At 32.2% G+C, this 13,858-nt stretch carries 13 protein-coding genes; 5 read left to right on the top strand and 8 right to left on the bottom strand.

Annotated elements, in window-relative coordinates:
* Window positions 1–40 precede the first annotated feature (40 nt).
* The 3 genes from AC3QL1_RS11570 to AC3QL1_RS11560 form a co-directional block, all read right to left on the bottom strand.
* Window positions 41–562 carry a hypothetical protein gene (locus AC3QL1_RS11570; RefSeq protein ID WP_492491482.1) on the bottom strand — a complete coding sequence of 174 codons (522 nt, stop codon included), beginning with the start codon at window positions 560–562 and terminating at the stop codon, window positions 41–43.
* A gap of 89 nt (window positions 563–651) precedes the next feature.
* Complete coding sequence (locus AC3QL1_RS11565; protein ID WP_492491480.1) at window positions 652–1,521, bottom strand: alpha/beta hydrolase; 870 nt, start codon at window positions 1,519–1,521, stop codon at window positions 652–654.
* 482 nt (window positions 1,522–2,003) lie between these two features.
* The gene (locus tag AC3QL1_RS11560; protein ID WP_492491478.1) at window positions 2,004–2,876 is read right to left on the bottom strand and encodes an AraC family transcriptional regulator; all 873 of its coding nucleotides are present in this window, start codon (window positions 2,874–2,876) and stop codon (window positions 2,004–2,006) included.
* A gap of 449 nt (window positions 2,877–3,325) precedes the next feature.
* On the opposite strand from AC3QL1_RS11560, the gene AC3QL1_RS11555 reads away from it, so the two are divergent.
* The 4 genes from AC3QL1_RS11555 to AC3QL1_RS11540 all read left to right on the top strand — a co-directional run bounded on the left by AC3QL1_RS11555 (window position 3,326) and on the right by AC3QL1_RS11540 (window position 6,205).
* Window positions 3,326–3,724 (top strand): T9SS type A sorting domain-containing protein, encoded by a 399-nt coding sequence (locus tag AC3QL1_RS11555; RefSeq protein ID WP_492491476.1) that lies wholly within the window; start codon window positions 3,326–3,328, stop codon window positions 3,722–3,724.
* Window positions 3,725–4,198: 474 nt separating this feature from the next.
* A complete protein-coding gene (locus tag AC3QL1_RS11550) occupies window positions 4,199–4,594 on the top strand; it encodes a T9SS type A sorting domain-containing protein (protein WP_492491474.1) in 396 nt (131 codons plus the stop codon).
* 453 nt (window positions 4,595–5,047) lie between these two features.
* A complete protein-coding gene (locus tag AC3QL1_RS11545) occupies window positions 5,048–5,452 on the top strand; it encodes a T9SS type A sorting domain-containing protein (protein ID WP_492491473.1) in 405 nt (134 codons plus the stop codon).
* A gap of 378 nt (window positions 5,453–5,830) precedes the next feature.
* Window positions 5,831–6,205, top strand: coding sequence for a secretion protein (locus tag AC3QL1_RS11540; protein WP_492491471.1), 375 nt, complete (start codon window positions 5,831–5,833; stop codon window positions 6,203–6,205).
* Window positions 6,206–6,268: 63 nt separating this feature from the next.
* On the opposite strand, the gene AC3QL1_RS11535 is transcribed toward AC3QL1_RS11540, so the two are convergent.
* Window positions 6,269–6,691, bottom strand: coding sequence for a helix-turn-helix domain-containing protein (locus AC3QL1_RS11535; RefSeq protein ID WP_492491469.1), 423 nt, complete (start codon window positions 6,689–6,691; stop codon window positions 6,269–6,271).
* A gap of 208 nt (window positions 6,692–6,899) precedes the next feature.
* Here AC3QL1_RS11535 and AC3QL1_RS11530 point away from each other — a divergent pair, with 208 nt between their 5' ends.
* Window positions 6,900–7,220 carry a hypothetical protein gene (locus AC3QL1_RS11530; RefSeq protein WP_492491467.1) on the top strand — a complete coding sequence of 107 codons (321 nt, stop codon included), beginning with the start codon at window positions 6,900–6,902 and terminating at the stop codon, window positions 7,218–7,220.
* Between the two features lie 346 nt (window positions 7,221–7,566).
* Here AC3QL1_RS11530 and AC3QL1_RS11525 read toward each other — a convergent pair whose 3' ends face one another.
* The 4 genes from AC3QL1_RS11525 to AC3QL1_RS11510 form a co-directional block, all read right to left on the bottom strand.
* A complete protein-coding gene (locus AC3QL1_RS11525; protein ID WP_492491466.1) occupies window positions 7,567–7,965 on the bottom strand; it encodes a hypothetical protein in 399 nt (132 codons plus the stop codon).
* 147 nt (window positions 7,966–8,112) lie between these two features.
* Complete coding sequence (locus tag AC3QL1_RS11520; protein WP_492491465.1) at window positions 8,113–8,499, bottom strand: hypothetical protein; 387 nt, start codon at window positions 8,497–8,499, stop codon at window positions 8,113–8,115.
* Between the two features lie 19 nt (window positions 8,500–8,518).
* Window positions 8,519–9,877: a hypothetical protein gene (locus tag AC3QL1_RS11515; RefSeq protein ID WP_492491463.1), complete on the bottom strand. Its 1,359-nt coding sequence runs from the start codon at window positions 9,875–9,877 to the stop codon at window positions 8,519–8,521.
* Between the two features lie 266 nt (window positions 9,878–10,143).
* A complete protein-coding gene (locus AC3QL1_RS11510; RefSeq protein WP_492491461.1) occupies window positions 10,144–13,584 on the bottom strand; it encodes a methylmalonyl-CoA mutase family protein in 3,441 nt (1,146 codons plus the stop codon).
* Between the last annotated feature and the right edge of the window lie 274 nt (window positions 13,585–13,858).

Genomic DNA, 13,858 nt, shown 5'->3' with positions numbered 1-13,858 from the left:
GAAATCGAAAGATTTCCTTTTTTTATTTAATTCAATAACATTAGTTTAATTTCTTAACATTACTGTCGTCAATATTGTATTTTTTGATAACCGCATTATAATCTGAATAATCAGGTTTATTTACTGATTTGTTTGAAAAAGCACCCGGTACAATTACAATTCGAAAAGTTTGATTATTTATATATTCAGGAGTTAAAGCTAAATCATAATTTCCTCCGGCATAAATAGTAAAATCTTCTCTACTAAAATCAAAGTCATAATCAAAATCTCCCTTTGATGTATAAACTGTTCTTGGAATTTGTTGCCAAATTGGTGTATTTGCATCAATAGTTCCAGTCAATCTATAAATCAAAACAACATCAGAACTAAAAATTACTGGAGTTAATTTTTGATAAATATTATATCCATCTGTATTATTATAACTAAAATTTACTTTATTTAACTCAAAAACTTCTGCAACTGGTCCTTCTGGCCCTTCTGGCCCTGGAGGCCCTTCTGGTCCTTCACAGCTTGAAAATGCAACTAATCCAACAACTGCGAAGAGTATAAATATCTTTTTCATAATTTTTATTTTTTAAGGTTTATATATTAAAGGTATTTCAAAAATTAAACCAAAAAAAATATTTAGTCCATTCTTTGTTAAAAAAATTATTATTTTTTTGCAACCACCTGATTTTTAAGTAGAATTTTATTGAAAAATAATACGTGATATGGGAGTGAATTTTCCCAATACTCCCACGTATGTGCGCCAGGTCTTTCGGTATAATCGTGTTCTACTCTATTGTAAACCAATCTGCGGTGTAATTCTCTGTTGGGTTCAATTAAAAAATCATCAACTCCGCAATCTATAATAAGAGGTAATTTGTTGGCTTTTATTTTGTCGAGCATATTCATCACGGCATATTGCGCATACATTTCAGAACTATCACTTTTATCTCCAAAAACAGGTTGCATCAGTTTTATAACTTGCGCAGACGAATCTCTGTTGAGCATTACACTCATATCAACGGCTCCGCTCATGCTTCCGGCGGCGCAAAACAAATCGGGATGTTTGGCAGATAAATACAAAGCGCCGTGTCCGCCCATAGAAAGTCCGGTGATGACTCTTCCGGTTCTGTTACCGATGGTTCTGTATGTTTTATCTACTTTCTGAATTACTTCCTGCGTGATAAAGGTTTCAAACTGACTTTCTTTGTTTACCGGACTGTCGAGATAAAAACTAAAGGTTTCCCCTTCGGGCATTACTATAATAATATTGTATTGATCTGATAAACTTTGAACGAGTTTTTTATTCGGCGTATTTTTTAACCAATCGCCAAAATGTCCGTAAGCACCATGCAATAAATACATTACCGGAAATGCCGATTTGCTTTTTGCATACGAATTTGGCAATACAACTGCAGCTTTATACGTTTTGCTCATTGCTGTACTGGCAATTTGTAATGTATCTACTTTTGCAGCGTAACTCATAGAAGAAACACAGAGGAATATAGTAAATACAAGGATTTTGAAGTTTTTCATATTGATATTTTTTTCTGATTAGGGATTGTAAATATACCTTTTTCCGAATAAAATATCTGAAAAATCCGATATTAGTATAAAAAAGGTTCGACACGAATTTTTGTTTTTTTGCCACGAATTCACGAATTATTTTTTCTCTCGCAGATTATGCAGATTGAGCAGATTTATTTTTGCCACGCATTAAAAAGATTATATGCATAATTACATTGCGCCGATTGTTTGCCATGAATTTCACAAATTTCCGCTAATTAATCTTTGTCTATTTTTCTAACATATAAACATAGATTTTCTTTGTCTAGTAAAAAGTGAACCCTTATCTATAAATTTTAAATCTATGTTCTATGTGTTTAAAAATTATAAAATTAAGTTTATTATTTTCTACAGATTAATTAGTGAAAATTTGTAAAATTCGTGGCAAAAAAAAACCACAGAAAAAAATCTTTAAATTTTTAATCTGTGGCTAAACTTTAAGCAGTAAAACTTTATTTTATAATAATCTTGTGCTCGTTACGATATTGCGAAGCACTTTTGCCTGTGTATTGTTTGAATGATTTACTAAAGTGGCTAAAATTATTGAATCCGCTTTCGTAGCAGACTTCGTTGATTGTGATTGGTTTTTCGGCCAGAAGTTTTGAGGCGTGAACCAAACGATATTCGTTAACAAATTCCGTAAAGGTTTTGTTGGATATTTTTTTGAAATATCGGCAAAACGAAGGCGTTGTCATACTCACCAAACTCGAAACCTCGTCTATAGCGATAGATTCCTGAAAATGATCTTTTACGTAATTAAAAACCACGTTGATTCGGTCGCTGTCCTGCGCATTTAGTTCCATCGCAAAACCATCAGCATTTAATATGGTATATTCTTCTGATGATTCTAATTCATCTAAAATATTCAAAAGCGTCATCAAACGTTCGAACGGAAGCTGGTTTTCCATCTTCTCGATCTTCTCTCCTATTCTCTTTTTGGTTTCTCCGCCAAAAGCGATTCCGCCTTTTGACTGGCTCAGGATATTTTGAACCTTTCTCATTTCCGGCGCTGCAAAAAATTCACTTCCTAAAAATTCAGGTTTTATATGAATTACAGTTTCGTTTACATTTCCGGTTTGTTCGTTTGTAAAACCACAATGGGGTAAATTAGAACCTATCAGAATCAAACTTCCGTTTGTATAATAAGAAACATGGCTTCCTATTTGTCTTTTTCCTGCGCCGCCATTGATATAAACCAATTCAATTTCGGGATGGTAATGCCACAAATGAGACTTAACGTTCGTCTTTTCAGCATGTTTCGTGTAAGTAAAAGAACTTCCGTATGAGGGAGAAATCACTTCTAGGGCCGGGGCGATTGTCTTCATGATAAAGTCTTTAAAAAATAATAGCAAATTTAACAAAAACACCTACAATAATTCATATTTTAACCTATAACGGTTTCGTAACTGCGAATATTGCATCAAAATCATGTTTTTTAAAAACACAGAAATGAGCACATTTCCTCATTTTTTTAACTACCCATATTTTTATCCGTGATTTTTTTAATATATCGTATTTAATTACCACTTTTTATACACATACCTTATTATTGTAAGAATTTTAGACTTTTAGAAAAATCGTTAACAAACGAAAAAGTTTGAAAAATAATAGCTGAATTAACAAAAACACCTCAAATAATTCAAATTTTAACCTATAACGGTTTCGTAAATGAGAATATAGCATATAAATTGGAAAATATAGTTGTGCATAAAAAGGATATATGAAGTAATTTTACATCACAGAAATGAACTAAAAATTTAAAGTAAAGACAGTAATGAAAAAGATTATAAAATTAAGTTTAGTATGCGCAGTACTTTTATCAGGAATCAGTACTTATGCAATTGATGGAAAAGAGGATTTTAATCTTCATGTTTTGAAAAACGGAAAAGTAATTACTTTCGGTTTAAACCAATTACAAAAAGCAAGTTTAGCAATATACGATCAGGATGGTACTTTATTCTATTCTGAAAATGCTTCAGGTAAAGATGGAATTTTAAGAACTTTCAGTTTACAGGATTTCCCTAACGGAACTTACTTCTTGGAAGTTGAAGATAATACTAAAAAAGTGAGATACGAAATTGTTGTAAACAATGATGTTACAACTTTATCTCCAAAAGCAATTTCTGCAGTATACAAATCATCAGATAAAAATACTAGCGTAGCAGTACGCTAAAAGAGTTTATACTTTTATAGTATAAAAATGAGGTTAGATAGTTAGTAAAGTAAAAAACAGTAATGTTTTGAAACAGGTCTTTGTGGTTATTGACCTGTTTTTTTTGTGCCTTATTTTAACGTAAAAAGTTTTACCGCAAAGTTTTTTTTACCGCAAAGACGCAAAGAAATAAAACGCAAAGTTCGCAAAGTTCCAATAATTGGTTTTGCGAACTTTCCGTAAACCTTTGCGTCTTTGCGGTAAAATTTTTGTAAGAAACAGAAATAATTTTACATTACCTTAACCCAAATAAAACGTTAGAAAATAATAACCATATTAACAAAAACGATAAATATAATTCAAATTTTAACCTATAACGGTTTCGTAAATGAGAATACAGCATCGAAATTGGCAAATAGAGTTGTGATATAAATTGTAATACTAAAGTAATTTTACATCAGAGAATTAGAACTATTAATTTAAAAAACTAATGCTATGAAAAATTTAAAATTAAGTTTAGTATGCGCAGTGCTTCTTTCAGGAATGAGTACTTATGCAATTGATGGAAATGCAGATTTTAACCTTCATGTGTTAAAAAATGGAAAATTAATAACGTTTGGTCTTAACCAGGTTCAAAAAGCGAAATTGGCTATATATGATCAGGACGGTAACGAGTTCTACTCTGAAACTGCTTCCGGAAAAGACGGAATCTTAAGAACTTTCAGTTTACAGGATTTCCCTGACGGAACTTATTTCCTTGAAGTTGAAGATAATGCTAAAAAAGTGAGATACGAAATTGTGGTAAACAATACAATCGCTACTTTATCTTCAAAAGCAGTTTCTGCGGTTTATAAATCAACAGATAAAAATACAAGCGTAGCAGTACGCTAAAAAAGTTTATACTCTACATACAGTATAAAAATGAGGTTAGATAGTTAGTAAAGTAAAAACGTGATTGTTTTGAAACAGGTCTTTGTGGTTATTGGCCTGTTTTTTTATGCCTTTTTTTAACGTGAGATTTTACCGCAAAGACGCAAAGGTTTACGCAAAGTTCGCAAAGTTTAAAATTAAGCTTTGCGAACTTTGCGCTTTTCGTTGCGGCTTTGCGGTTAAATTTTTGTAAGAAATTAAATCAAACTTAAATTATATAATTTTAAACAAAACGTTAGAAAATAATGACCATATTAACAAAAACGATAAATATAATTCAAATTTTAACCTATAACGGTTTCGTAAATGAGAATACAGCATCGAAATTAGCAAATAGAGTTGTGAGAAAAACAGAACAACATAAGTAATTTAGCATCAGAGAATTACAACTATTAATTACAAAAAACTAATGCTATGAAAAATTTAAAATTAAGTTTAGTATGCGCGGTACTTTTTGCAGGAACGAGTACTTATGCAATCGACGGGAATGAGGATTTTAATCTTCATGTATTAAAAGGAAACGGAAAGCTAATTACGTTTGCTCTTAATAAAGTGCAAAAAGCAAACTTAGCAATTTACGACACAGATGGAACTCTTATTTATTCTGAAAGTGCTTCTGGCAAAGATGGAATTTTAAGAACTTTTAGCCTGGAAGAATTTCCTGAGGGAACTTACTTCTTAGAAGTTGAAGATAATGTAAAAAAAGTGAGACATGAAATTACAGTTAATGACGGGACTACGGTTTTATCATCAAAAGCAGTTTCATCAGTTTACAAAGCAGGTTTTGCTGCTAAAGAATCCAGCGTAGCAGCTCGCTAAAAAATTTATAATTCCAGACTACAATTCTGAAATTTATAATTAGTCAATTTTATTGTTTGAAGACAGCTCATTGTGGTAAGTGGGCTGTTTTTTTATGCCCAAATTTTTCCAAAAAAAGAAACCGTTAACTTTTTTGAAAAATTATTCTTAATAAATGAATACAGGTACTTTAAACTGTTAATAAAAAAATTAAATCCGGAACATCCAAGAGCCCAACAAATACGTACATAGTTCAAACAAAGCACAGAAAGAGTTTTAATTCAGCAACTTAAGTCTTGAAAAAATAGATTTTTTTGCACAAAATTCAATTTGTATTTGTAGTTTTACACATCCACGATTAATAATTAATTTTAAAAAAACATGACAAATTTTACCAAAATGGCCCTAGTTGTAGCCGTATTTTTAACAACTATCTTTACTTATGCAATTGACGGAAAAGGGGATTATATCTTGTATATAAAAACCGGAAATGGAAAAGTAGTTAGCTTTGCCCTAAACACCGTTGAAAAAGCAAATTTTTCAATTTTAGATGAAAACAATACTTTGTTGTATGCAGGAGTTCCATCTTCTGATGAAGACAATTTAGAGATTTCAAAAACTTTAAGTTTAGAGGCTTATCCAGCTGGAACTTACTACCTACAATTGAACGAAAATGGTAAAGTAGTAAAACACAAGATTACAGTATCAACAAAAAAGGTAAAAACAGTTGTGTTAGACGAGTCTGTTAACGAAAGTCCTGCATTTCGTCGTTAATCGTTGTTTGCCTCAAATTAAAAGCATCAGCTAATGGCTGATGCTTTTTCATTTTTAGGAATCTTATTTCTCTTTGAGTAATTTTTCTAAATATTCAATTTTATCCTTTTCCGACTGAAGTAAACGTTCGTAAAGTTTTTTATTTTCTTCTACAGTTTCCATTAATTTATCTAATGGATTGAAATTACAATTATGTCCATTTCCGTTTCCAAAATTCATTTGACTGTCTTTTGTATCGGTAAAAGTATTAAAATAATTAATTGCCAATTCTTCTGAAAAATTCTTAATTGCTTCCACCGTTACACCAAGCGCTTTTGCGACTTCAATAAGTTTTGCTTCATCGATCGTTTCGCTATTTTCTATAGCCGAAATTGCTTGTTGGTTTGTTCCTAAAGCTTGCGCCAAAGCTTCCTGTTTCATATCACGAAGTTCACGAATACGGCTTATTTTTCGCCCTATATGATTTGGTTTTGTAAGTGTGCTCATAATTCAAAGATAATAATTAAGTGTTATAACTCGTAATCCGTAAAAAACATATTTATCGCTGTACGACACGACTCAAAATGATTTGGTACAGAACAATCTATTCCTTCCTTCGCCGTGTTAAACAAAAGTAAGATTTTTATTATAATAAATTTATAGAAATCTAATTATAAAAACAATCAACAAGATACAAATTAAAAATACGCGCCTTATGGAAACCAATGAAATCGAAAAATTAGCAAGACTTAAAAAATTAACCGCCCAATATTTTACAACTCTAAAACCAACAAATAACAAAAATAGTTATGCCGTTCAGTTTAAGGTTGTCAACTATTTAGAACTCGGTTGTGTTATTACCGATATGCTCAAATTATGCATTCTGGCACTCGATCACGATATGCATAAAATTGAAGAAATGAAACATGAATCTATAAACGTGAGTTTGATTCTTGAAACTGTTGTTCAAATGATTCCTTTGGATGAATTTGAGTATTTGAGTTATGTGGAGGAGATTGTTGATTTACGTTCTTAAAATTATGTAATCATATATTCGTTCGCTGGCGCGAGCGTCCCGCTCGTGCATACACAGTATATCAATTAATATCTATTTCTAAAACAGTTTGATCATTGTCTCCGTAATTTCTTGCAGAACTAAGTGAAAAAGCTCGTATCTTTTATTTTTTCCTGAGCTTTTATAAAGGCTGAAAATAAAGACAGTATAATAGGAATAACTCTTTTTTTCATTTAAAGTTATGAAGAATAGATTAGTGACTTAATTTATATTGAAAACAAGAAGTCTGTTTCTTAACAAAACAGACTTCTTTATTAATAATTACCATTGTCAAGAACATAAGAATATCTTAAACCTCAATTGATCTTTATTCAATTTCAAAACTTGCTTCTACTTCAATATATTTCTTTTTACCCTGCACATTTTGTACTAAAACCAAAACATAATCTTTAAGATATTCCCAAAGAGCATAATCATTTAATTTTAGTTTTCTATTTTCATCATAAAATTTAGATGTATGCACGAATTTTTCAAGACATATTTCTTTTGATTTTGCATTTTGGCTTTGTAGTGTTTTAACTTTAGTAAAGTAAAAATTACCAATACTAATACCACTACCATCTTTTATATAAAAATGATTTGGAATTTTTACGTGTGTTGTAATGTATTCTTTATCATAAGTAAAAAAAAGAGTGTCTTTTGATTTTTCCTGAGCCTTTATAAAGTTCGAAACTAAAGAAATTAAAATAAGAATAGCTGTTTTCATATTTAAAATTATATAAATGGAATAGATCAGCTTCTTAAATTTATAAAAGTAGAAACAAATTAGGAAGCCTGCTCGTTAACAGAACAGACTTCTTTATTACTAATTACAATTGTCAAGAACATAAGAATGTTCTAACCTTAATTACTTTTATTCAATTTCAAAACTTGATTCTACTTGAATAAATTCCTCTTTATTGTCGACATTTTTAACTAAAAAAACAATATACTTACTAAAAAAAGCAGCAAGTTTTTCATCTTTCAATTTTTTCTTTTTATAACAATCTGAAGAGCGAACAAACTTTTTAAGTGATAAAATCTTTTTAGGATTTAAATTGCTTTTTACTTCTCTTTCAGTAAAAAAAAAAGATCCATTATTACCTCCACCACTATCATACAAATAAAAATGACCAGGCATTTCCTTATATGTATTTATATATTTTTGATCATACTTAAAAAAAAGTGTGTCATTCAATTTTTCTTGTGCTTTTAAAGAATTCAAAAAAAAGAGCGATAATATAGCTGTTAATATTTTCATAGGTTAATGCTTTATATTATTAATTAGGACATGGAACTGTTTTGCTTAACAGAGGAACTCTTTTTGCTAAATTTTCTATTTCTGTTTTCTTTGCTGTTGGTAAATCTGTCCAAGCTTTTACATCATTATCTTTTAAACCACCCCAAGCCAAAGCTTCATAAAAAGCATCATTAGGTGCTTCTCCAAAATAATTGATATATTTATTATAGTCGTCAGTAAGGGAATTTTTATGAAATTCTTTTAAAGCCTCTTTCATACTATTAAGATATAGTCCTGCAATAGCACCATGTTGATTCTCATATGCATCATACGTTTTTTTAAAATCTGTCGATTTGTTACCAATCTCAGTAGATGTTGTATATAACTTTCTAAAGATGTCAGCATGTATGTACTCATGTAAAATGGTTCTTGCCACATCTAAAGAAGCATTTTCATTTGCTTTAGAAGTACTAATTTCTATCGTTATTAATGTGCTTCCTGGTAAATGAATTGTTTTTCCGTTAACCTCTTTAAGAGTTCCATTAGTATTTAAATTAGTAACCTTATCCTTAGAAACTATGTTAATATTAAATTCCGAGTTTTTACCAGCAAAATTAACTAATAATGCCTGTACAAATGAATTCCCTTTTTTATTTAGCAATTCATTAAGACATTTTGCTTTTCCTGTCAGAGCATCAATAATTTGCATAGGCTTTGGTGCTGTTATACCAGAACCTCCATCTCCCATTCCTGCATCCCAAGACATTCCTTGTCCACCTCCTGCACCACTGGAACCACCATTTCCCCATATTGCTTCAAAATCAAAATAATTTACATACTTTACGCCATGTGTATTATTTTGGACAATTACTTCTTTTAATGCTTCAGCCTCTTGCTTTGAAGTTAAGGATGGTTTTGTATTACTTTTTACAAATTGACTTACTATAATGCCATTCTCTGCTCTGTAACCATTCAAAAAGGATCCCTCAAGAGAATAAATGAATATCTTTCCTGAAAAACTTTCTGTAACTGCATCCTCATCAGAATGCATACTAAAAATAACGCTTTTAATTTCGTTATCAATTTTTAATAACAAAATTCTATCACTTTCCAGATTACTCTTTGTTTCCAAAGGAATTACAGTTAATAACTGATCGCTGCCATTTATTTTTTCTTGTGTAATTTTATCAAACTCAATATTTTCAAATTCATTTTTTGATGATTTTGAAAAAAGATTGTTTTTTGAATGTGATATAAATTCCCTTGCATCATCAATCTTTACTGTTTGAATTTTACTTTTTAATTCAACTACTGAATTTTCATCATTTTGGCAATTAAACATTAAAAATGCAATACAAAATGACGTAACTACTCTCACATGGTTTTTAATTTTTTTCATCTTCATATTTTTGGTTTTAAGTATCAAATTCAAATATATAAGATTTATTTTATAAATAAGTCACTTTATTAATAAAAAGTAAATAATAACTCACAAAAAAAAACACATCAAACTTTCCTTAATCCGTCTATTCTAAAACCATAATGTGTTATGAATAATTTTCTGTAAAAAATTTAACATCCAATTTTTTCGGACACTTAAATTTAATTTATAAAAAAACCTCCCATTTCTGAGAGGTTTTTCCATAAATATAAAACATAAAAATTCTACATATTCCTTCTATACTGCCCGCCAACTTCAAACAATGCCGAAGTAATTTGCCCTAAAGAACAAACCTTTGTAGCTTCCATTAAATGGTCGAATAAGTTTTCGTTTTTAATCGCGGCTTCTTGTAGTTTGTTGAGATGCTCGTTTACTTTTGCTTCGTGAAACTGGTGTAAATTATCCAACATCGTAATTTGATATTGTTTTTCTTCTTCGGTGGCGCGAATTACTTCTGCCGGAATTACCGTTGGAGAACCTTTTGAACTCAGGAACGTATTTACACCCACAATTGGGAAATCTCCGTTGTGTTTTAAAGTTTCATAATACAAACTTTCTTCCTGAATTTTAGATCTTTGGTACATTGTTTCCATTGCGCCAAGAACTCCGCCACGTTCTGTGATTCGGTCGAATTCCTGTAGAACGGCTGCTTCTACCAAATCTGTTAATTCTTCGATGATAAAAGATCCCTGAATTGGGTTTTCGTTTTTTGCCAAACCTAATTCTTTATTAATAATCAACTGAATCGCCATTGCACGACGTACAGATTCTTCGGTTGGTGTTGTAATTGCTTCATCATACGCATTGGTGTGCAATGAATTACAGTTGTCATAAATCGCATACAACGCCTGCAAAGTGGTTCTAATATCATTAAAATCAATTTCCTGAGCGTGTAAAGAACGTCCGGAAGTCTGAATATGATATTTTAGCATTTGCGCTCTTTCGTTGGCGCCGTATTTATTTTTCATGGCTTTTGCCCAAATTTTACGTGCCACACGACCAATAACCGAATATTCAGGATCTACTCCGTTGGAGAAGAAGAACGATAAATTAGGTCCAAAATCGTTGATGCTCATACCGCGGCTCAAATAATATTCCACGTAAGTGAAACCATTAGAAAGCGTAAAGGCCAATTGCGTAATTGGGTTTGCTCCTGCCTCTGCAATATGATATCCTGAAATCGAAACCGAATAGAAATTACGAACATTCTTGGTAATAAAATATTCCTGAACGTCGCCCATTAATCGCAAAGCAAATTCAGTGGAGAAAATACAGGTGTTTTGCGCCTGATCTTCTTTTAAAATATCGGCCTGAACCGTACCACGAACTTGTGATAATGTTTTGGCTTTAATATCATTATAAACTTCCAAAGGCAAAACCTGATCTCCGGTAACACCCAAAAGCATTAATCCTAAGCCGTTGTTTCCTTCCGGTAAATCGCCTTGGTATTTAGGGCGTTCCAGACCTTTGTCTTTATATATTTTGTTGATTTTTGCTTCAACTTCTTTCTCTAATTCGTTCTCCTTAATATAGTACTCACATTGCTGATCAATTGCAGCGTTCATAAAAAAGCCCAACAACATTGGCGCAGGCCCGTTTATGGTCATACTTACAGAAGTTAAGGCATGAACCAAATCAAAACCGGAATACAGTTTTTTGGCATCATCCAAACAACAGATTGAAACTCCCGCATTTCCAATTTTCCCGTAAATATCAGGACGAATATCCGGATCGTTTCCGTATAAAGTCACACTGTCAAAAGCGGTCGAAAGTCGTTTTGCCGGCAATCCCGCACTTACATAATGAAAACGTTTGTTCGTTCTTTCCGGTCCGCCTTCGCCGGCAAACATTCTTGACGGATCTTCGCCTTCACGTTTAAACGGATATAATCCTGACGCAAACGGAAATTCTCCCGGAACATTTTCCTGTAAATTCCAACGCAGGATATCGCCCCAGGCTTCATATTTAGGTAAAGCAATTTTCGGAATCTGAATGTGTGATAAACTTTCGGTATGTGTTGCGATTTTAATTTCCTTATCACGTACTTTAAACGAGTAAACCGGATTTTTATATTTGTTTACTTTCTCGTCCCAATTCAGGATAATTTCCCAATTGTACGGATCTAAGTCCATTTTTACTTTATCAAATTGATTTAGCAAAAGGTTTAAGAAGATTCTGTTTTCGTCATGTGCTTCGGCTGCACCTGGTAAAACAGTTGAATCGTCGATTCCTGCTTTATTAATTTGCGGAACTTTACCTGAAACTGATTCAATCGTTTTAAAAATTCCATATAATTTTTGTGCTACTTTTTGCTGCGAAAGCGCAATTTCATCATAAGATCTGTTGTTCTCTGCAATTTCAGATAAATAACGGGTTCTGTGTGGCGGAATCACGAAGATTTTCTCGCTCATTTCGCGTGTGATTTCAAAAGTCGATTTTAATTCAGAATTGGTTTTTTCGACAATTTTATCCATAATCGCTTTATAAAGCGTGTTCATTCCCGGATCGTTAAACTGAGAAGCTATGGTTCCGAAAACCGGCATATCATCCGGATTTTTATCCCAAAGGTTATGATTGCGCTGGTATTGCTTTTTAACGTCACGAATGGCGTCAAGTGCACCTCTTTTGTCAAACTTATTCAAAGCTACCAAATCAGCAAAATCAAGCATGTCGATTTTCTCCAATTGTGTTGCGGCTCCAAATTCCGGAGTCATTACATATAAGGATACATCAGAATGATCCATAATCTCGGTATCTGATTGCCCGATTCCTGAAGTTTCAAGGATAATCAAATCATATTTTGCGGCTTTCAAAACCTGAATCGCTTCGGCTACATATTTAGATAATGCCAAATTTGACTGACGTGTTGCCAACGAACGCATATAAACGCGAGGATTATTAATGGCATTCATACGGATTCTGTCTCCTAATAAAGCTCCTCCGGTTTTTCTTTTCGAAGGATCGACAGAAACCAATCCGATTGTTTTTTCTGGGAAATCAATTAGAAAACGACGAACCAATTCATCTACCAAAGATGATTTTCCGGCGCCACCCGTTCCGGTAATTCCCAAAACAGGAATTTTAGAATCGGTGTTATTAATATGAATCTGATCAAAAACAGGTTTTGCGATTTCAGGAAAATTCTCTGCTGCAGAAATCAAACGTGCAATTGCGGTTGGGGTTTTATTTTCGATGTGATCAATTTCTCCGTTTAGTTTGTCTCCAATAGGATAATCGGAACGTTCTACAAGATCATTAATCATTCCCTGTAAGCCTAAAGAACGGCCATCATCCGGAGAATAAATTCTGGTAATACCATATTCATGCAATTCAGAAATTTCGCTTGGCAGGATTACACCGCCACCGCCGCCAAAAATCTTGATGTGCCCTGCTCCTTTTTCATGAAGCAAATCATACATATATTTAAAGTACTCATTGTGTCCGCCCTGATACGATGTCATGGCAATTGCATTGGCATCTTCCTGAATTGCGGTATTTACCACTTCTTCAACACTGCGGTCATGCCCAAGGTGAATTACTTCAACTCCGGTTGACTGAATAATACGGCGCATGATATTAATAGCCGCATCGTGTCCGTCAAAAAGAGATGCTGCAGTAACAATTCTTACTTTATTTTTAGGAATATATGGTATTTGTTGTTCCATTTTATGAATATGATAATTTTAAGGGAGCAATTTACAAAATATTTTAATATTTGTTTATCCTTCAGAATTTATGTTGATAAAAAAAAGAAACAAATCCAATTTTTTCGCCTCCAGAGGGTAACAATTTCCTTATATGGAGTATTTATCTTATATAAGTCTTATAAAAATGTTAATAACATGGCAATCTTGAAAGATTTAAAGTAAATACAACAACCTGTTTTCCAGTACACTGAAGTAATTTAGCATTGTAGAAAAGCCCCAAATTTTTACCCAA

The organism is Flavobacterium sp. GW823-FHT04A11 (genome assembly GCF_058796535.1).
The sequence above is the reverse complement of the archived record's forward strand: the minus strand, read 5'-3'. Positions and strand labels throughout refer to the sequence as shown.